The 19,867-nt window shown below is 67.8% G+C and carries 16 protein-coding genes and 2 pseudogenes; 8 read left to right on the forward strand and 10 right to left on the reverse strand.

Going from position 1 to position 19,867, the window contains the following annotated elements; genetic code table 11:
- Positions 1-6: 6 nt before the first annotated feature.
- The 5 genes from argC to pmbA all read right to left on the reverse strand — a co-directional run bounded on the left by argC (position 7) and on the right by pmbA (position 5,186).
- Positions 7-1,071, reverse strand: coding sequence for an N-acetyl-gamma-glutamyl-phosphate reductase (gene argC / locus LK409_RS17635; RefSeq protein ID WP_003814887.1), 1,065 nt, complete (start codon positions 1,069-1,071; stop codon positions 7-9).
- Between the two features lie 188 nt (positions 1,072-1,259).
- The gene (gene rpsI / locus LK409_RS17640) at positions 1,260-1,652 is read right to left on the reverse strand and encodes a 30S ribosomal protein S9 (protein ID WP_010929293.1); all 393 of its coding nucleotides are present in this window, start codon (positions 1,650-1,652) and stop codon (positions 1,260-1,262) included.
- Positions 1,653-1,661: 9 nt separating this feature from the next.
- The gene (gene rplM, locus LK409_RS17645) at positions 1,662-2,090 is read right to left on the reverse strand and encodes a 50S ribosomal protein L13 (RefSeq protein ID WP_010927106.1); all 429 of its coding nucleotides are present in this window, start codon (positions 2,088-2,090) and stop codon (positions 1,662-1,664) included.
- Between the two features lie 295 nt (positions 2,091-2,385).
- Positions 2,386-3,483, reverse strand: coding sequence for a TRAP transporter substrate-binding protein (locus LK409_RS17650; RefSeq protein ID WP_003814893.1), 1,098 nt, complete (start codon positions 3,481-3,483; stop codon positions 2,386-2,388).
- Positions 3,484-3,821: 338 nt separating this feature from the next.
- Positions 3,822-5,186, reverse strand: a complete 1,365-nt coding sequence (pmbA, locus tag LK409_RS17655; protein WP_010929294.1) for a metalloprotease PmbA — start codon at positions 5,184-5,186, stop codon at positions 3,822-3,824.
- A gap of 58 nt (positions 5,187-5,244) precedes the next feature.
- Here pmbA and yjgA point away from each other — a divergent pair, with 58 nt between their 5' ends.
- From yjgA to LK409_RS17685, 6 genes and pseudogenes are all read left to right on the forward strand, one after another.
- Positions 5,245-5,796 carry a ribosome biogenesis factor YjgA gene (yjgA, locus tag LK409_RS17660; RefSeq protein WP_010927107.1) on the forward strand — a complete coding sequence of 184 codons (552 nt, stop codon included), beginning with the start codon at positions 5,245-5,247 and terminating at the stop codon, positions 5,794-5,796.
- A gap of 13 nt (positions 5,797-5,809) precedes the next feature.
- Entirely contained in the window at positions 5,810-6,484 is a 675-nt protein-coding gene (locus tag LK409_RS17665) for an alpha/beta hydrolase (RefSeq protein ID WP_010929296.1), read from the forward strand.
- A 289-nt stretch (positions 6,485-6,773) separates the two neighbouring features.
- Positions 6,774-7,743, forward strand: a pseudogene (locus LK409_RS17670) (ABC transporter substrate-binding protein).
- The gene (locus tag LK409_RS17675) at positions 7,740-8,549 is read left to right on the forward strand and encodes an ABC transporter ATP-binding protein (protein ID WP_003814902.1); all 810 of its coding nucleotides are present in this window, start codon (positions 7,740-7,742) and stop codon (positions 8,547-8,549) included. Before LK409_RS17670 ends, LK409_RS17675 begins: the two are co-directional and overlap by 4 nt.
- Positions 8,550-8,551: 2 nt before the next feature.
- Positions 8,552-9,388, forward strand: a complete 837-nt coding sequence (locus LK409_RS17680) for an ABC transporter permease (protein ID WP_003814904.1) — start codon at positions 8,552-8,554, stop codon at positions 9,386-9,388.
- Positions 9,389-9,402: 14 nt separating this feature from the next.
- Entirely contained in the window at positions 9,403-10,095 is a 693-nt protein-coding gene (locus LK409_RS17685; protein WP_010929297.1) for an isochorismatase family cysteine hydrolase, read from the forward strand.
- A gap of 11 nt (positions 10,096-10,106) precedes the next feature.
- Here LK409_RS17685 and LK409_RS17690 read toward each other — a convergent pair whose 3' ends face one another.
- The 3 genes and pseudogenes from LK409_RS17690 to LK409_RS17700 form a co-directional block, all read right to left on the reverse strand.
- The gene (locus LK409_RS17690; RefSeq protein ID WP_010929298.1) at positions 10,107-10,496 is read right to left on the reverse strand and encodes a VOC family protein; all 390 of its coding nucleotides are present in this window, start codon (positions 10,494-10,496) and stop codon (positions 10,107-10,109) included.
- Between the two features lie 105 nt (positions 10,497-10,601).
- Positions 10,602-11,990, reverse strand: coding sequence for an ATP-dependent RNA helicase DbpA (dbpA, locus tag LK409_RS17695; protein WP_003814910.1), 1,389 nt, complete (start codon positions 11,988-11,990; stop codon positions 10,602-10,604).
- A 139-nt stretch (positions 11,991-12,129) separates the two neighbouring features.
- Positions 12,130-13,625: pseudogene (locus LK409_RS17700) on the reverse strand (hypothetical protein).
- A 296-nt stretch (positions 13,626-13,921) separates the two neighbouring features.
- Here LK409_RS17700 and LK409_RS17705 point away from each other — a divergent pair.
- Positions 13,922-14,596: a GntR family transcriptional regulator gene (locus LK409_RS17705; protein ID WP_003814914.1), complete on the forward strand. Its 675-nt coding sequence runs from the start codon at positions 13,922-13,924 to the stop codon at positions 14,594-14,596.
- Here LK409_RS17705 and LK409_RS17710 read toward each other — a convergent pair.
- Positions 14,593-17,052 (reverse strand): bifunctional acetate--CoA ligase family protein/GNAT family N-acetyltransferase, encoded by a 2,460-nt coding sequence (locus tag LK409_RS17710; RefSeq protein WP_010929300.1) that lies wholly within the window; start codon positions 17,050-17,052, stop codon positions 14,593-14,595. The genes LK409_RS17705 and LK409_RS17710 overlap by 4 nt on opposite strands.
- Before the next feature lie 96 nt (positions 17,053-17,148).
- Here LK409_RS17710 and gltX point away from each other — a divergent pair, with 96 nt between their 5' ends.
- Positions 17,149-18,594 carry a glutamate--tRNA ligase gene (gene gltX, locus LK409_RS17715; RefSeq protein WP_010929301.1) on the forward strand — a complete coding sequence of 482 codons (1,446 nt, stop codon included), beginning with the start codon at positions 17,149-17,151 and terminating at the stop codon, positions 18,592-18,594.
- A gap of 3 nt (positions 18,595-18,597) precedes the next feature.
- On the opposite strand, the gene LK409_RS17720 is transcribed toward gltX, so the two are convergent.
- The gene (locus LK409_RS17720) at positions 18,598-19,800 is read right to left on the reverse strand and encodes an MFS transporter (protein ID WP_010929302.1); all 1,203 of its coding nucleotides are present in this window, start codon (positions 19,798-19,800) and stop codon (positions 18,598-18,600) included.
- Positions 19,801-19,867: the final 67 nt, after the last annotated feature.

The raw sequence follows: 19,867 nt of genomic DNA on the forward strand, positions 1-19,867 counted from the left end.
TGGGTGTTACGGCAGGATGGCGACCTGGTCCAGGCCGGCGGATTCGGGCAGGCCGAACATGAGGTTCATGTTCTGCACGGCCTGGCCGGACGCGCCCTTGACCAGGTTGTCCTGGACCACGAGGATGACCAGCTGGTCGCCGCCGCCCGGCCGTTGCACCGAGATGCGCAGGTTGTTGGAGGCGCGCACCGAACGGGTTTCCGGCAGGCTGCCGGCCGGCATGACATCGACGAACGGCTCGTCGGCATAGCGGGCCTCGAACAGCGCCTGGAAATCGGTGTCGCGAGCCTGCGGCAGGATGCGGGCGTACAGCGTGGAGAACATGCCGCGGATCATGGGCACCAGGTGCGGCACGAACGTCAGCCCCACCTTGCCGCCGGCCAGCTTCTCGAGCTGGGCGACGATTTCCGGCTGATGGCGGTGGCCGGCCACGCCATAGGCCTTGAAGTTGTCGCTCGCCTCGGAGAACAGCGAACCCACCTCGGCCTTGCGGCCGGCGCCCGACACGCCCGACTTGCAGTCGGCGATCAGGGTCTGGACGTCGACCAGTTGCTTGCCGCCCTCGATCAACGGAGCCAGGCCCAGCAGCACCGTGGTGGGATAGCAGCCCGGGTTGCCGATCACCCGCGCCTTGGAGATGGCCTCGCGGTTGAGCTCGACCAGGCCATAGACGGAGTCGGCCAGGATGTCGGGGCAGGTATGCGGAATCTTGTACCAGCGCTCGAACACGGCCGTGTCCTGCAGGCGGAAATCGGCGGCAAGATCGATGACGCGGGTGCCGGCGGCCAGCAGTTCGGCCGCCTGCGCCATGGCCACGCCATGCGGGGTTGCGAAGAACACCACGTCGCAATCGGTCAGCGAGGCTTTCTCGGGCGCCGAGAAGGCCAGCTTCACGCGGCCGCGCAGGTTGGGATACATGTCGGCCACCGGCAGCCCGTCTTCCTTGCGGGACGTGATGGCGGTCAACGCTACGTGGGGATGCTGCGACAGCAGGCGCAGCAGCTCGACGCCGGTATACCCGGTGCCGCCGACGATGCCAACCTTGATGCGCGAATTCGATGCTTGGGCCATGGTGAGGTTCCGTAAAACGTAGAACGATTGTATCGCTCAAAAAACGGAGACAGGCCGCGCAATGGGTACGCGCCGCCACCCCGTTTCCGACCGGACGACCGGCGCGGAGTTCCGCGCCGCACTGCAAGACGCCCGAAACCGGGGCGCCATAAGCAAAAAGGCCGCTTTCGCGGCCTTTTTGCGGGACATTAGCGCTTGCTGAACTGCTTGCGCCGACGTGCCTTGCGGAAGCCGACTTTCTTGCGTTCGACTTCTCGCGCGTCTCGCGTGACGAAACCAGCTTGCGACAGCGCGGGCTTGAGCGCCGCGTCGTAGTCGATCAGGGCGCGCGTGATGCCGTGACGCACCGCGCCGGCCTGGCCGGTTTCACCGCCACCGTGCACGTTGACCTTGATGTCGAACGACTCGAGATGGCCGGTCAGTTCGAGCGGCTGGCACACGATCATGCGGCCGGTTTCGCGAGCGAAGAACTCGTCGACAGGCTTGCCGTTGACGACGATCTTGCCCGAACCCTTCTTGATGAAAACACGAGCCACCGAGGTTTTGCGACGGCCGGTTCCGTAGTTCCAGTTACCGATCATGGCGTTTCCTTAGAATTCCAGCGGCTTGGGCTGCTGAGCAGTGTGCGGGTGCTCGGCACCGGCGTACACCTTGAGTTTCTTGATCATGGCGTAGCCCAGCGGACCCTTGGGCAGCATGCCCTTGACAGCCTTCTGGATAGCGCGGCCGGGAAAACGCTGCTGCATTTTCTCGAAGTTCGTTTCACGGATGCCACCGGGGTAGGTGGTGTGGCGGAAGTACTTCTTGTCTTGCGCCTTGTTGCCCGTGACAACGATATCGGCAGCGTTGATGATGACGATGTAATCGCCGGTATCAACGTGCGGCGTGAATTCGGGTTTGTGCTTGCCACGCAGACGGTGTGCGACTTCGCTGGCCACACGACCGAGGACCTTGCCCTTGGCGTCGATCACAAACCAGTCACGCTTGACTTCATGCGGCTTGGCCACAAAGGTCTTCATGATGGTTCCTAGATAAAAATATTTGCTTTGCCAGGACATCCGGCAAAGTTTTTTCCCAAATCGCCAGATGCCGGAAATGTTTGCCGGGAAACACCCGCAAACCCTCCAAGGCCCTGCCGCATGCCCTTCCCGCCTAAGCGTTATTACCCGCCCGTGCAAAAAGTCAAACAAAGGGAAAGTCGGCCATTCTAGCACAGCTGCTCAAATAATGGGCAAGCGCGCCGCAGGCGTTGCGCCCAAACAGCAGGGGCCGCCCCGAAGGGCGGCCCCTGGCCGGACCGAAACGGCGGCCGGCTTACTTCCTGCCGGCCATCGCCACGCCGAGATATTGGTCGTACGACCCTTCGGCGAGACGGAACCAGGGCACCACGCTGTCGCGGAAACCCATGTAGTTCTCGTAGATGGCCTTGAACTTCGGGTCCTTGTCCGAGAACTCCTTGTACACGGTCAGGGCGGCCTCATAGGACGCGTCCATGACCGAGCGCGGGAACGCGCGCAGCTCGGCGCCGCCGGCGATCAGCTTGCGCAGCGCGGGCGGGTTGAGCGCGTCGTAGCGCGAGGTCATGGCCACGTGGGCGACGCGGCTGGCGGCCTCGACGATGGCCTGGTAGTTCTTGGGCAGGCCTTCCCAGGCGCCTTCGTTCAGGTACAGCGACACCTGCGGACCGCCTTCCCACCAACCCGGGTAGTAGTAGTACTTGGCGACCTTGTTGAAGCCCAGCTTCTCGTCGTCGTACGGGCCGACGAACTCGACCGCGTCCAACGTGCCCTTCTCCAGCGACGGGTACACGTCGCCGCCGGCCAGCTGCTGCGGCACCACGCCCATGCGCGAGAGCACCTCGCCGGCAAAGCCGGCGGTGCGCATCTTCAGGCCCTTGAGGTCGTCCGGCGACTTGATTTCCTTGCGATACCAGCCGCCCATCTGCACGCCGGTATTGCCCATCGGGAAGTTGACGATCTTCAGCGGCTTGAACATTTCGCGGGTCAGCTTCATGCCGTCGCCGTCGAACATCCAGGCATTCATCTGGCGCGCGTTCAGGCCGAACGGCACGGCCGAGTCGAAGCAGTAGGCCGGATCCTTGCCGTAGTAGTAGTACGAGACGGTGTGGCCGCATTCGATGGTGTTGTTCGACACCGCGTCCATCACCTGCAGGGCCGGGACGATTTCGCCGCCGGGGAACTGGCGGATATTGAACTTGCCGCCGGTGGCCTCGGACACGAACTTGACGAAGATTTCGCCCGTGCCGAACAGGGTGTCCAGGCTGCGCGGGAAGCTGGACGCCATGCGCCAGTTGAGCGTGGGCGCGTCCTGCGCGAAGACCGGCGCGGCGACCGCGGCGCTGCCTGCGACCGCGCCGAGACCGGCGTGCTTGAGAAATGAACGACGTTGCATCTTCAGGCTCCTCCTGATGCTACGGATTTTGAGAAATAAGCAATACCCGCCGGATATTACACGTTGTCATACGTCCTGTTGATGGGGTTTTATCAAGATGCCGGCCTTGCGCCGCCGAGGCCGCGTCGATGCTGCGCCGCAAAAATCCGTCTCTCCGCCGGGCGGGCGCGCCGTGAATGGCGCGGGAACGACAGGAGCCCGCCTGCGCATGACGAGAAGCCTGCCCCCGCATGGCGAGGGTGCCTGTCCCCGCCGGGACAGGCACCCCGTCATACGCCTGCCAAGACAGTGCCTGTCCCCACGGGGACAGGCACCCTGCCGGCGCCGCTGGAGGACGGTCAGGTGCCCGCCACCGACATTTGCTCGATCAGGATGGACCCCGTGGTCTTGGTGCCGCGCGAGATCGCGTCGGCCCCCACGGCGACGATATGGCGGAACATGTCGACCAGGTTGCCGGCGATCGTGATTTCCTGCACGGCATGCTGGATCTTGCCGTTCTCGACCCAATAGCCGAACGCGCCGCGCGAGTAGTCGCCCGACACGTAGTTCACCCCCTGGCCGATCAGCTCGGTGACCAGCAGGCCGGTGCCCAGCTTGCGCAGCATGGCCTCGAAGTCGTCGCCGGGCCGCGTCAGGCGCGAGGACAGCGTCAGGTTGTGCGAGCCGCCGGCGTTGCCCGTGGTGGCCAGGCCCAGCTTGCGCGCCGTATAGGACGACAGGAAATAGCCTTCGAGCACGCCGGCGCTGACCACGCTGCGCGCGCGCGTGCGCACGCCCTCGTCGTCGAACGGCGAACTGCCCATGGCGCCCGGAATGTGCGGGTTCTCGGACACGTCGATATGGTCGGCGAAGATCGGCTTGCCCAGCGCATCGACCAGGAAGGTGGCCTTGCGATACAGCGCGCCGCCGTTGGCGGCCTGGGTGAAGGCGCCCAGCAGGCCCAGCGCCAGCGGGGCCTCGAACAGCACCGGGAACTTGCCGGTGCGCAGGCGGCGCGCCGACAGACGCGACAGCGTGCGCTCGGCCGCATAGCGGCCGACCACTTCGGGCGCGGCCAGCCGGTTGGGGTTGCGGTCGGAGGTGTACCAGTAGTCGCGCTGCATGTTGTTGCCGCGCCCGGCGATCGGCGCCACCGACAGGCTGTGGCGCGAATAGGGGTAGCCGCCCAGGAAGCCGCGGGTGTTGCCCATGACGAACTGGCCTTCGTACGAGGCCACCGACGCGCCGTCGGTATTGGTGATGCGCGCATCGACTTCGCGGGCCGCGCGCTCGGCGCGCAGCGCCAGCTCGGCCGCCTCTTCGGTGGTGACTGGCCACGGATAGTGCAGGCCCAGGTCCGGGAACTCGGTGGCCAGCAGGTCGGCGTCGGGCAGGCCGGCGGCCGGATCGGCCGCGGTATGGCGGGCGATGTGCCAGGCGGCCTCGACTGTTTCGCGCAGGGCCTGCTCGGAGAAATCCGAGGTCGAGGCCGAGCCGCGGCTCTGGCCGGCGTAGACGGTCAGGTCGAGCGAGCGGTCGCGCGTCTGCTCGACCGTCTCGATATCGTTCTTGCGCACGGAAACCGACAGCCCCAGGCTTTCGGAGACTTCGGCCGCGGCGTCGCTGGCGCCGGCTTGGCGGGCATAGGCGAGCACCTGCTCGACCAGTTCGGAGAATCGCGCGTGGTTCGCCGCGATCGGCAAGGAGTTTGAAGAATTGACCATTGCTGTCCAGTTTGCTGAGACGGTTATCATAGCCAAGTCCGTCTCTACGCAGTTTCCCATGAGTTCCCATTCCCAAGAACCCGTCGGCGAAGAAAATTTCGACGATTCCGAATACGACCGCCCCAGCAAATCCCAGGTCAAGCGCGAAATGCACGCGCTGCTGGACCTCGGCAAGGAGCTGGTCGAGCTCTCGCCCGAACGGCTGCGCCAGCTGCCGCTCGAAGAACGGCTGTACGAGGCGATCCGCGAAGCCCAGCGCACCACCGGCCGCGAAGGCCGCCGGCGCCAGATCCACTTCGTGGGCAAGCTGATGCGCAGCGCGCCGGCCGAGGCCATCCGCGCCCAGCTCGATACCTGGCGCAATGGCTCGCGCGAGGAAACCGCCGCCATGCACCGCCTGGAAGCGCTGCGCGAGCGGCTGCTCAAGGACGACGACGCCCTGACCGCCGTGCTGCAGCGCAACCCCGACGCCGACATCCAGCACCTGCGCGCGCTGATCCGCGCCGCCCGCAAGGAAGCCGCCGCCAACGCCGCCCTGTCGCAGGGCCAGGAACCGCAGCGCAAACAGTACCGGGCCCTGTTCCAGGCCCTCAAGAACCTTTCGGCCTGAGCCGCCCCGACCCATGACCGCCCAAACCGATCTCCTGGACTGCATCGAACTCGAAACCGCGCCCAACCCCACCCATGCCGTGATCTGGCTGCATGGCCTGGGCGCCGACGGCAACGATTTCGTGCCCATCGTGCCCGAGCTGCGGCTCGATGGCCTGGCCGTGCGCTTCGTGTTCCCCAACGCCCCCGTGCAGCCGGTCACCATCAACGGCGGCATGGCGATGCGCTCGTGGTACGACATCCTGGTGACGGACCTGGTGCGCCGCGAGGACGCCGCGGGCATCCGCGCCTCGGAGGCCGCGGTGCGCGCCCTGATCGCGCGCGAGAACGAGCGCGGCATTCCCGCCTCGAAGATCGTGCTGGCCGGCTTTTCGCAAGGCTGCGCCATGACGCTGCACACGGGCCTGCGGCTGGACCAGCAACTGGCGGGCATGATGGGCCTGTCCGGCTATCTGCCGCTGCTCGACAGCGCCGCCGCCGAGCGCCATCCCGCCAACGCGACCACGCCCATCTTCCTGGCCCACGGCCTGTACGACCCGGTCGTCGCGCCCGAGCGCGTCGACGCCTCGCGCGCGCACCTGCAGGCGCTGGGCTACGACGTGCGCTGGCACACCTACCCCATGCCGCATTCGGTCTGCCTGGAAGAAGTCGCCGACATCGGCGCGTTCTTGCGGGAAGTGCTGCGCTGAACCAGAACTGTATACAGTAAGAAATACTGCTCCGTCCCTCCATCGAGAGACGTAGACTGTTTCCATAGAGGAAAACGCTAATCCCAAAACACTTGTGGGCCCGCCATTTTTGAATATAGTATCCAAAATGTAGTCAGGCCTACTTCAGTAGCGGTCCCAGGCCTTCCTGTTTCATCCCTCTACCCCGTATGGCCATGCGCCGACTCCGGGCATGGCTGTCAGAACGTAGGAGGAAGTGCCCGTGAAATCCCCATTCTCGCCTTTCACGCGCCGGCTGCTTGCCGCCGGCATGCTGGCCGGCCTGCTCGGGTCCGGCCTGGCCGCCGCCCAGCCGCTGAATCCGCCGGTCAAAGTCCGCTACGAAGAAGTGGTGCGCTCCATCCTGTACGTGCCCAAGTACGTGGCCCTCTCGCAGGGCTATTTCAAGGACGCCGGGCTGGACGTCTCGATGAAGACGTCGCAGGGCACCGACAAGGGCATGACCGCCCTGCTCTCGGGCAGCGCCGACATCGTGCTGATCGGCCCGGAAGCGTCGATCTACGTGCAGAACAGCGAATCGCCGGTCAAGCCCAAGATATTCGCCGGCCTGACCGCCACCGACGGCTTTTTCCTGCTGTCGCGCAAGCCCATCGACAAGTTCGACTGGTCGATGGTCAAGGGCAAGGAAATCATCGGCTTCCGAAGGGTCCAACCCGCTGGTCTTCCTGGAGACCGTGCTGCGCAAGCACGGCATCGATCCGCAGAAGGACGTCAAGCTGCTGAACCAGATCGGCATTCCGGCGCGCGCCGGCGCCTGGATGGCCGGCCAGGGCGAGTACGGCATCTTCCTTGAGCCCGAGGCGGGCGAGCTGGTGCGCAACGGCAAGGGCCATATCGTGGCCTCGGTCGGGCACGAAGTCGGCCAGGTCGACTACACCGTGTTCACCTCCACCGACAAGTACATCCGCGACAACCCCAAGGTGATCCAGGCCTGGACCAACGTGGTGGCGCGCGCCGAGAAATACGTGCAGGACACGCCGGCGGCCACGCTGGCGCCGCAGATCGCCAGCTTCTTCCCGGGCCTGGAGCAGCAGGGCATCATCGATGCCATCGAGCGCTACAAGCAATACCAGATCTGGAAGACCACGCCGCTGGTGACGCCCGAAGCCATGAACCAATTGCAGGACATGCTGATCGCCAGCGCGGTGATGAAGGACGCGGCGCGCGTCAAGTACGAAGACGTGGTGATGCCCGAGTTCGCCAGGCAGGCCAAGCCATGAGCGCGGTCGTGCACAACCTGATGCCGGCGCCGGCCGCGGCCAAGATCGAACTGCGCGAGGTCAGCCTGAGCTACTTCACGCCCGAGGGCGAGACCGAGGCCCTGTCCAAGGTGTCGTTCTCGCTCGCGCCAGGCGAATTCGTCAGCCTGATAGGCCAGAGCGGCTGCGGCAAGAGCACGCTGCTGTCACTGATCGCCGGGCTGATCCCGCCGACCTCGGGCGCCGTGCTGGTCGACGGAACGCCGGTCACGCGGCCCTCGCCGCGCATCGGCTACATGCTGCAGCAGGACTATCTCTTCGAGTGGCGCACCATCCTGGACAACGTCATGCTGGGCGCCGAGATTCAGGGCCGGCGCGACGCCCGCAGCGAGGCGCGCGCCGTGCACCTGCTGGAGAAATGCGGGCTGGGCGCGTTCCTGGAGCACACGCCGCGCCAGCTGTCGGGCGGCATGCGCCAGCGCGCCGCGCTGGCGCGCACGCTGGTGACCGAGCCCGACGTCATCCTGCTCGACGAGCCGTTCTCGGCGCTGGACTCGCAGACGCGCCTGGCGATCTCGGACGAGGTGGTGGACATCCTGCGCCGCGAACGCAAGACCGTGGTGCTGGTGACGCACGACATCGGCGAAGCCATCGCCATGACCGACCGCGTCATCGTGCTGTCGCGCCGCCCGGGCCGCCTCAAGAGCCAGTACCGCATCAACTTCGCCGAGCCGCGCCCGACGCCGTTCCAGGCCCGCTCGCGCCCGGAATTCAACACTTACTTCGAGCAGCTGTGGGAAGAGCTCGACGTACACGTGGAGGGGTAACCATGACCGCGCCTGCCGCCAACACGCTCGCCCTGCGCCCCGCGCACGCGCCCAGCGAGAAATACCAGGAATACCTGCGCCGCGACCGGCGCCGCAAGCACCACGTGCGCCTGGCCCAGCTGATGCTGCTGGTCCTGTTCCTGTGCGCATGGGAAATCCTGCCGCGCATGCACGTCCTCAATCCGCTGCTGACCAGCTATCCCAGCGCGCTGTGGCCCACGTTCTTCGAACTGTGGAACCATGGCAACCTGCCGCGCCACATCGCCGCCACGGTCATGGCCACGCTGGTCGGCTTCGGGCTGAGCATGCTGATCGGCGTGGCCGTGGCGGCGGCGCTGTGGTGGTCGGACTTTCTCTACAAGGTGATCGATCCCTTCCTGGTCGTGGCCAACGCCATGCCCAAGATCGCCTTCGTGCCGATCTTCTACCTGTGGCTGGGATCCGACTACGCGGTCTACGGCATGGCGGTGGCGATCGCCGTGTTCGTCACCATCATGGTCGTCTACGCGGGCTTTCGCGGCGTGGATCCGAACAAGATGAAACTGGCGTATACCTTTGGCGCCTCGCGCTGGCAGGTGCTGACCAAGGTCATCCTGCCCGGCAGCGTGCCCACGCTGATCGCCGCCGTGAAGATGAACATCGGGCTGGCCCTGGTGGGCGTGATCGTGGGCGAATTCCAGTCCGCCGACCTCGGCCTGGGCTTCCTGATCATGAACGGCAGCCAGATCTTCAAGCTGAACATCGTCATGACCGCCATCACCCTCCTGGCGCTGATTTCCAGCGTGATGTACCTGGCGATCTATCGCCTGGAAGCGGCCGTTGCGCGCCGCTACGCCTGAGGAGCACCCACACCATGGAATTTCCCCAATGGGTCGTCGACCGCGTACAGGCGCGCCAGGGCTGCCTGCATCCCTACGATAGCCTGCCCGGCCCCCGCACCGCCGCCGTCGTCATCGACATGCAGCGCTACTTCACCCTGCCCGGCTACCAGGGCGAATGCGCGGCCGCGCGCGCCATCGTGCAGCCCATCAACCGGCTGTGCGCCGCGGTGCGCGCCGCCGGCGGCAGCGTGGTCTGGGTGCAGACCGCCTCCGACCATGCCGACTCGTTCTGGTCGCACCACCATGGCGTGATGCTGACGCCCGAACGCAGCAAGCGCCGGCTGGAGACGCTCAAGCGCGACAGCGAGGGCTACGCACTGCACCCCGACATGGACGCCCGCGCCGAAGACGTACGCGTGACCAAGCGCTTCTACAGCGCCATGGCTCCCGGCTCGTCGGAGCTGGAGCCGCTGCTGCGCGGCCGCGGCATCGACACGCTGCTGATCGCCGGCACGGTCACCAATGTCTGCTGCGAATCGACCGCCCGCGACGCGATGATGCGCGACTTCCGCACCATCATGGTCGACGATGCCTTGGCGGCGGTCACGCCCGCCGAGCACGAAAACGCCCTGCATGGCTGGATGCTGTTCTTCGGCGACGTGCTGTCGGTGGACGAGGCCAGCGCCAGGCTGGCCGCGGCGGACGAGGCGCGCCGCATCGCCTGAGCCGGCGCCGCTCAGCGCCCGACCTGGTACAGCTGTATCAGGTTGCCGCAGGTGTCGGAAAAGATGGCGATCGTGGCCGGGCCGGCCGGCGTGGGGTCGATCGTGAACGCCACGCCCCGGTCCTTGAGCCGCCGCGCCTCGGCGTGGATATCCGCGCTTTCGAACGCGGTGACCGGTATCCCGTCCTGGCGCAGGGCAGCCTGGTAGGCGCTCGCGGCGGGATGCCCGTTCGGCTCCAGCACCAGCTCCAAGTCGTCGGGCCCTTCCGGCGACACCACGGTGATCCAGCGCGCCGCGCCGGCCGGGATATCGTGCTTCTTGGTGAACCCCAGCACGTCGGTATAGAAACGCAGCGCCTTGTCCTGGTCGTCGACAAAGATGCTGTTCAGTCTGATTCGCATGGATCGCCTCCCTGGCCGGTTCGTCCATGCGCCGGGCGACGCTCGCGGCCGGCGCATGGATCCGTCCATTCTAGCGCCGCGCTCGCGCGCCTCGGCCCGCCGGGCTCAGAACTCTTCCAGGAAGCGCATGCGGAACCGCCGTCCCTTGATATTGCTGTTGGACAGGCGCGCGAAGGCCTGCTTGGCGACCTGGCGGTCCAGCGCCACATAGGCGTTGAATTCGGTGATGTTGATCTTGCCGACCTGCTCGAACGCCAGCCCGCCGTCACCGGTCAGGGCGCCCAGCAGGTCGCCGGGACGCAGCTTGTCCTTCTTGCCGCCCTGGATGCACAGGGTGATCATGGGCGCGCGCAAGGGGCGGTCGGACTTGGGCCGCAGCGAGCCGAGGTCGGCCCATTTCAGCGGGGCGCCCTGGTATTGCTCGATGAGGTTGGCCCAACGCATTTCCTCGGGCGAACACAGGCTCAGCGCCAGCCCTTTCTGGTCGCCGCGGCCGCTGCGGCCGATGCGGTGCACGTGGACTTCGGTGTCCTTGGTCACGTCCACGTTGATGACCGCGCCCAGGTTCTGGATGTCCAGCCCGCGGGCGGCCACGTCGGTGGCGACCAGCACGGCGCAGCTCTGGTTGGCGAACTGGATCAGGATTTCATCGCGCTCGCGCTGCTCCAGGTCGCCGTTGAGCGCCTGGGCGCTGATGCCCTGGGCGCGCAGGCGTTCGACCAGGTCGTGGCTGCGGATCTTGGTGTTGCAGAACGCCAGCGTGGACGCCGGGCGGAAGTGGGCCAGCAGCGCCGCCACGGCATCCAGCCTCTGGCCTTCGTCGATCTCGAAGAAGAGCTGCTCGATGCGGCTGGCGTCGTGCTGGGCCTCCACCTTGATTTCGGCCGGATTGCGCAGGAAGCGGGCGCTCAGCTTGCGGATGTTGTCGGGGTAGGTGGCCGAGAACAGCAGGGTCTGCCGCCTGGCCGGGCAATGCGAGGCGATGGCGGCGATGTCGTCGTAGAACCCCATGTCCACCATGCGGTCGGCCTCGTCCAGCACCAGCGTGTTCAGCGTGGACAAGTCCAGGCTGCCGCGCGCCAGGTGGTCCTGGATGCGGCCGGGCGTACCCACCACCAGATGCGTGCCGCGCGCCAGCGATTCGGCCTGGGGACGCGCGGCGGCGCCGCCGCACAGCGTCAGCACCTTGACGTTGGGAATCAGGCGGGCCAGCCGGCGCAGCTCCTGGGCCACCTGGTCGGCCAGTTCGCGGGTGGGACAGAGCACCAGCGCCTGCGGCGCCAGGCGGTTGACGTCCAGGTTCTGCAGCACGCCCAGGCCGAATGCGGCGGTCTTGCCGCTGCCGGTCTTGGCTTGCGCGATCAGGTCGCGGCCTTCCAGGATGAGCGGCAGGCTTTGCGCCTGGATCGGCGTCATCTGTTCAAAGCCCAGGCCTTGCAGGTTGTCGAGCAAGGCGGGCAGAAGAGGCAGGGAGGAAAAAGACGTGTTGGTCACAATAAGGCGGATCGCAGAGGATCGCGAAAGACAGGATCGACCGACAGTGTATGCCGTCGCGCCCCGCCTGCCTCATCCGGCGGCGCCGGCCTGCCCGGCCCGGCGCCGCCGGCCTGCCCGGCCCGGCGCCGCCGCGGCCTCAGGTCATGAACATCACCGCCGCCACGGTGGAGACGATCAGGCCCAGCACCACCGGCCCGAACAGCTTGCGCACCAGCTCCAGCACCGGCACGCGGGCAAAGCCCGCCACCGCGATCAGCGACGACCAGGCCACCAGGGTGCCCCCGCCGGTCCAGACCGCTCCCATCTGGCCCACCGCGGCCAGGGTGGCGGCGTCCACGCCGGCGGTCGCGCCCAGCGCGCCGGACAAGGCGCCGGTCAGCGGCAGGCCGGAAAAGCCCGAGCCGTCGATACCGGTGATGACCCCGACGATGAGCACGCCGAAGGCGACGACCAGGTGGCTGTTGGGAATCCAGCCCTGCGCGGCCTGCAGCAGGTCGAACAGCAGGTTGGGCGCATGGCCCGGCTCGACGCCGAGGATGCCGGCGGCCTGGTCGGGCGCGCCGAGGAAGAAGAAGCCGGCGATGGGCAGCACCGAGCCCATGGCCTTGAACGCGAAGACAAAGCCGTCGGTGACGTGGTCGGCGGCCGTGTTGAGGAAATCGCGTCCAGGCACGCCGACGGCGGTAGCGGCCACCATCAGCAGCGCCGCGGCGCCGCCCACCAGGGCCGCCGCTTCGCCGCCGCGCAGCGCCGGCAGCGAGGGAAACAGCCGCGGCGCCACCATGACCAGCACCACCAGCAGGAAGACCACCGGGGTGACGATGGCGAACAGGCGCGACCAGCCCTGCTTGCCCAGCGGCACCGAGCCGCTGTCGTAATCGACGGCGGCGGCCAGTTCGCCCTTGTCCATGGTGCCCGACTCCTCGACCGATTCGGGCACGACCACCGCGCGCCGCTGCCAGGCGTCGAGCAGCGCTTCGCTGGGCGCCTGGATCTGCCGGCGCATGCCGACATAGGCCAGCACCAGCGCGACGATGCCGGTCACCAGCGACAGGATCAGCGTGCGTTCGGCAACCAGGGCGGTGGCCACGCCGGCGGCCTTGGCGCTGATGCCGGGCGCGACGCCGATGACATAGTCGGACGACAGGGCCATGCCCTGCCGGCGATGGCGATGGCACAGGCCGCGCCCAGCGGCGGCAGGCCGGCGGCGATGGCCGCGGGCAGCAGGATGGCGGCCACCAGGGGCACGGCCGGCGTGGGCCAGAAGAACAGCGAGATGAGATAGGTGGCCAGCGCCAGCACGACGAATGCGATATGGCCGTTGGTCATGACGGCCCGGAAGGGCTGCACCATGCGCACGTCCGAGCCCAGCGTCTTGAGCGCGTTGAGCAGGGCGGTCATGAATGCGATGACCAGGAATATGTTGAAGAGCTCCTTGGCCGCCATGAAGCTGGCGTTGAACACGGCCGTCACGCCGCTGACGACGCTGCCGCCGAAGGCGATGCCGACCAGCAACGTACCCAGCAGGGAGGGAACGACGACGTTGGCGCGAAAGATCATCGTGATCACGATGACGACCACGCCCAGCAGATACATCCAATGCGCCGCAGTAATGACAACTTGCTGGCCCATGACTACCCCCTGATTTGCGCTTGTTGTGCAACAAGGCCGGCACGCGAACGGCGCCGGAACGAACCACCACAAACGTATACTATATTCTTAAATTCCGAATTTAGACACAACGAACCAAGCAAGGCAATACGAAATTTTATTCATTAAAATCAACGAACTTCCATCAAAACCAGAGATGCCTGCACAAGATTCGACAATCAGGATTTCCCTTGTTGCGTTTTCATTGAATACGGTATACGGTTTGACTACCGACCATCGCAGGCTTGGATAATCCGCGCTCCGCGCGGATCACGACGATGACCCTAGGCAGCCAACATTCGCCACTGTTCGCCCTGGTGCAGGAAACCCTGCGCAAACGCATCCTGAGCGGCGCCTATGCCCAGGGCGAACGCCTGGTCGAGGGCGACCTGGCCGAGGAAATGGGCGTTTCGCGCATTCCGGTGCGCGAGGCGCTGCGCGCCTTGGCCGCCGCCGGCCTGGTGCGCATCGAACCCCGGCGCGGCGCCTCGGTGGCCAGCCTGTCGCCCGAGCATGCGCGCGACATCGTCGAAGTGCGCGCCACCCTCGAAGCCCTGAACGCCCGCCTGGCCGCGCAGCGCCGCAACCCCCAGCAAGTGGCCGACATGGACCGCGCCATCCGCGACGGCGCGCACGCCTGCGAACGCGGCGACACCGCCGCCCTGGTGGAGCAGAATCGGCATTTCCACGAACTGCTGGGCGGCGTGAGCACCAACGCCGTGCTGCAGGACCTGATGCGCTCGCTGCGCGACCGCACCGCCCTGCTGTTCGCCCGCAACAGCGTGACACGGGCGGCCGACATCCTGGACGAACACGCGGGCATCCTGCAGGCCGTCACCGCCGGCGATGCCGACCTCGCCAGCCTGCTGGCGGCGCGCCACGTACACAACGCGGCCCAGTGGTATTTCGAACGACCGGTCGACCGCAAGGCGGTGGCGGCCGACACCGACTAGGCCGGCGCGTCCGGCTCGCGCAGCTGCAGCCAGACACGCCGCATGGTCGGGTCCTCGGGGTCTGCGTCGTTGGTAAAGCCCAGCCGCGTCATCAGTGTCAGCATCGGCCGGTTGGTCGACAGCACCAGCCCGTCTATGTATTCCAGCCCCTGCTCGCGCGCCGCGTCGATGAGCGCGCTCATCAGCTGGCCGCCCAGCTTGCGGCGCTGCCAGTCGTCGCCGATGACCAACGCGTACTCGGCGCCGCGCCCGTCCGGGTTGCGCAGGTAGTGCGCGAAGCCGATGATGACTTCGCGCGGGTGGCCCCGGTTGGCCGGGTTGGGCACCTGCGTGGCGGCCACCAGGGCCAATTCGCGGTGATAGTCCACCTGGGTATAGCGCGCCACCATGCGCGGCGTCAGCTCGCGCATCATCGAGACGAAGCGCATGTAGCGCGAGCGCTCGGACAGCCCGCGAATGAACTCCTGCAGCGGCTCGCCGTCCTCGGGCCGGATCGGGCGGATGACCCAGGGCGTGCCATCGTCGAAACGGCGCGCCTGCACCAGGCGCGCCGGATAGGGATGGATCGCCATGTGGGCGTAGCCGCTGAGCTGCGGCGACACGGTGGCCTCGCGCTCGCACAGCACGATGCGCAAGCCGCCGACGCGCAGCTGGGTTTCCCCGGCGTACAGGGGATCGATATCCACCGACTCGATATCGGGCAGTTCGGACACCATCTCCGAGACCTGCACCAGCGCGTGCTGCAAGGCCTCGGCGGCGACGTTGGTGACCTGCGGTGCCAGCACGCGGCGCCACAGCCGGCTGCGCTCTATCATCTGGCGCGCCAGGAAGCCGTTGAGCGGCGGCAGGTCCATGCCCCGGTCGGCGCCCGACAGGACCGCGTCGGGCCCGCCCGCGCCGAAGCGGATGACCGGGCCGAAATGCGGATCGCGCCGCACGCGGATCGCCATCGGGCGCGATTCGGCCTCGATCGGGCGCACGCCCAGCGGGCCTTCGCGCAGCGGCACGTAGAAGGCATCGAGCAGCGCGCGCGCCTCGATGGGATCCAGCTCGCGCCGCCCTTGCGCGCGCGCTTGCCCCATGATGTCGCGCGCGCCGGCGCTGTCGGGCAGCAGGCCGGGCGGCTCGGGCGGCTGGGTCTGCAGCAGCAATTGCTGGTTGTAGTGATGGGTGGCCAGCACGCCGAATGCGTCGGCGGCCGATTCGGGCGTGCGAAACGCCGAGGTGCCGGCATCGTCGAGCATGCGGCGCAACGGCCGCATGCCCGCGTCGCCCATGAAACAGCTGACCACCGGCTTGCGCGCGCGCGGCGCCAACTGCGCCAGCTGGCGCGCCACCGCCGGCATGTCAGCCAGCGCGTCGGGCGCAAGCAGCACCAGCACGCCATCCACGCCGGCGTCGTCGAGCAGGCAGTCCAGGATGGCCTGGATGCGCTCGGGCGTAAGCGGCGTATAGGTAATGACCGGATTGGCGGTGGCGGCGTCGGGTTCCAGCATGTCGGCCAGCGTGCGCTGCGTCGCCGGCGACAGCTTCGCCTGCAGCACCGCGGCGTCCGGGCCGATGAGGTCCAGCGCCAGTTGCGGCGGGCCGCTGCCGTTGGAGAACAGCGCCACCCGGCGGCCGCGCGGACGCCGGGTATAGCCCAGCACCTTGACGGCCGAGAACAGCTGCACGAAGTAGCGCACCCGCACCGCCCCGGCGCGCCGCAGCGCGGCATCGAACACGGCATCGACGCCGTTGGCGTCGGCGCGGCCGGCCTTGAGCACGATGACGGGCTTGACGCTGGCGGCGGCGCGCAGCGCGCTCATGAACTCGCGCGCCGGCCCCACGTCCTCGATATACAGCACGATGCTGTCGGTGCGGGAATCGCTGGCCAGGTAATCGAGCACCTGCGACAGCCCCACGACCGCTTCGTCGCCCAGCGATACCGCGATGGAAAACCCGATGTGCACGTCTTCGGCCCAGTCCATCACCGCCGCCATGATGGAGCGCGACTGCGCCACCAGCGCCACCCGCCCGGCGCGCGCCAGCGACGGATGCTGGCTGAGGTTCAGGCCGGCGTGCGGACGCTGCGCCCCGAACGAGCGCGGCCCCAGCAGTTCGCAGCGGTTCTCGGCCGCCCAGGCGCGGCACAGCGCCTGGGTGCCGCGCGGATACGGGTCGGGCAGCTCGTGGGGCAACAGGATCACGGCCCGCGGCGCCAGGGCCGCCAGGCGCCGCAGCGTCTCGGGCAGCACCCCGGGGGCCACGCATACCAGCGCCAGGTCGGGACGCTGTCCCTCGGCCACCCCGGCACAGGCCGCCGGCAGCTCGGGCGCCGCCCCCGGCGCGGCCTGTACCACCGTGGTACGCGCCCGCAGGGCCGACGGCAGCACCGAGGTCACGGGCAACAGGCGGTCGGCGATGACCACCAGCGAAGCGGGCTCGAACATCGGGGCGAGAACGTGTCGCAGCATCTGATCCCGGGCGCTAATCTAAAATAGCACTCATCGTATCAATACCGCCCGCCAACATCCATGGCGGGCGCATGTTTCGCCACTTCTTTTATGGAGATGGCGCAGTCCGCCGAGCGGCCGCGCCCCTATGCCTTTATGACAGCCAACGCTACGCGTCCCGTGCGCACCCGCTTCGCGCCCTCGCCCACCGGTTTCCTGCACCTGGGCGGCGCCCGCACCGCCCTGTTCTCCTGGGCCTTCGCGCGCCATCACCAGGGCGTATTCGTGCTGCGCATCGAAGACACCGACGTCGAACGCTCCACGCCCGAGGCCGTGCAGGCCATCCTCGACAGCATGGACTGGCTGGGCATGCAGCCCGACGAGGGCCCGTTCTACCAGATGAAGCGCATGGACCGCTATGCCGAGGTGCTGGCCGGCATGCTCGAGGCCGGCACGGCCTACCATTGCTATTGCTCGCCAGAGGAAGTGGACGCCATGCGCGAAGCCGCCCGCGCCAAGGGCCTGAAGCCGCGCTACGACGGCACCTGGCGCCCCGAGCCCGGCAAGACCCTGCCGCCGGTGCCGGCCGACCGCAAGCCCGTGATCCGCTTCCGCAACCCGATCGACGGCGCCACCAGCTGGAACGACATGGTCAAGGGCCCGATCAGCTTCGACAACGGCGAGCTCGACGACCTGATCATCGCGCGCCCGGACGGCACGCCCACCTACAATTTCTGCGTGGTGGTCGACGACTGGGACATGGGCATCACCCATGTGCTGCGCGGCGACGACCACGTCAACAACACGCCGCGCCAGATCAACATCCTGCGCGCGCTGGGCGCCACCCTGCCCGAATACGGCCATGTCCCGATGATTCTCGGGCCGGACGGCGAAAAGCTGTCCAAGCGGCACGGCGCGGTCAATGTCATGGAATACGACGCCCAGGGCTACCTGCCCGAAGCCATGATCAACTACCTGGCCCGGCTGGGCTGGAGCCACGGCGACGATGAATTGTTCACGCGCGAACAGCTGGTCGAGTGGTTCGACACCCGCCACCTGTCGAAGTCGGCCTCGCAATGGGACCCGAAGAAGCTGAACTGGGTCAACGCCCATTACATCAAGGGCATGGACGACGCCGAGCTGGCCGGCCGCGTGGCGCCGCGCGTCGAACGCCGCGGCGGCAAGCCGCAGGCCGCCGACCTGCCGGCCATCATGGGGCTGCTGAAAGACCGCGCCGAAACCCTGGAGCAACTGGCCGAGGACGCCATGCTGTTCTGCGGCGAATACCAGCCCGCTCCCGCCGAGCTGGCGGCCCAGCACCTGACCGAAACGGCGCGCGCCGCCCTGGCCGATTTCGCCGCCCGCGCACGCGACACCGAATGGAACCGCGCCGCCATCTCCGCCCTGATCAAGGCCGTGCTGGCCGACCGCGGCCTGAAGATGCCGCAACTGGGCATTCCGCTGCGCGTCGCGGTGACGGGCCGGGCCCAGACCCCGGCGGTCGACGCCGTGCTGGAATTGCTGGGCAAGGAAACCGTGCTGGCGCGCCTGCAGGCGCTCTGACGCTTATGCCGCCTGCGCCGTCTGCGCCGCCGCGTGGCGGCGCAGCGCCCAGGCGAATCCGCAACCCAGCAGCGGCAGCAGCAGCGCGGTCATGCCGAACAGCATGGCGGCGCCGGCTGCGTCCACCACCAGGCCGGCCAGGGCCACGCCGGCCGCCTGGCCCATGAACAGGCACGACGCGAACCAGGCCACCGCGGTGCCGCGCGCGGCCGGCACCATCTGCGTCGCGTTGGTCTGCAAGGTGGCGTGCAGCAGGTAGTAGCCGAACCCGGCCAGCACACCGGCGGGCAGGCTCCACAGCCACTGCGGCCCGAGCCAATAACAGAGGAACGCCGCGCTCAGCACCAGGCCGCCGGCCAGCGCCAGTCCGCGCTCGCCCAGCCGCCTGAGCACATGCCCGGCCACCAGCGTGTAGAGCAGGCCGCCCAGCGCATAGGACGCCACCAGTGCGCCGGCGGCGGTCAGCGAAATGCCGAAGCGCGCGTGCAGGTAGGACGGCGCGAAGGCCAGGGTGCCGAACACCAGCAATCCCTCGAAAAACACCGTGGCCAGCACGACACGCGCCCACGGGGTGCCCAGCACCAGGCGCGCCTGGGCCACGAATCCGATACGCGCCGCGCCGGCCGCGCCCGTCTGGCCGCTGGCCGCCTGGCGGCGCAGCTCACGGTACAGCAGCGTGCCCACCACCAGGTAGATGGCCACCAGGACCGCGAACGCCCAGCGCCAGCCCACCGTGTCGGCGAACAGGCCGCCCACCAGCTGGCCGGCCGCCATGCCCAGGATGGTGCCGGTCAGGAAGCGCGCCAGCGTGGCCTGGCGCCGCTCGTAGGGCACGTTGTCGCCGATCCAGGCCATCGATAGCGGGACCACGCCGGCGCCGGCCGCGCCCGACAGCGCCCGCGCAGCCACCAGCGCGTCCAGCGAACCGGCCAGTACGGCCGCGGCGCTGCCCAGCGCGCACGCGAAGGTGGCGATACACACCACGCGGTACTTGCCATAACGATCGCCCAGCGGGCCGAAGAACATCTGCAGTACGCCATACGCGATGGCGAACGCGGTCACCGCGTAGGCGGCCTGCCCCGTCGTGGTGGCGAAATCCGCCGCCAGCTGGGGCAGCATGGGGTCGCAGATGCGGAAAGCGGTGGAGCTGGCGAAGGCGGCCAACGCCAACAGCAGGATGGCTCGACTTTCGGACGACAACGACATGGCGGGTAGCGGCGGCGACGTGGGAAGTCCGCCACCTTACCCGAATGGCGCGCCGCTGGCGACAATC

Source organism: Bordetella parapertussis (assembly GCF_020735925.1).
Taxonomy (GTDB): Bacteria; Pseudomonadota; Gammaproteobacteria; order Burkholderiales; family Burkholderiaceae_B; genus Bordetella; species Bordetella pertussis.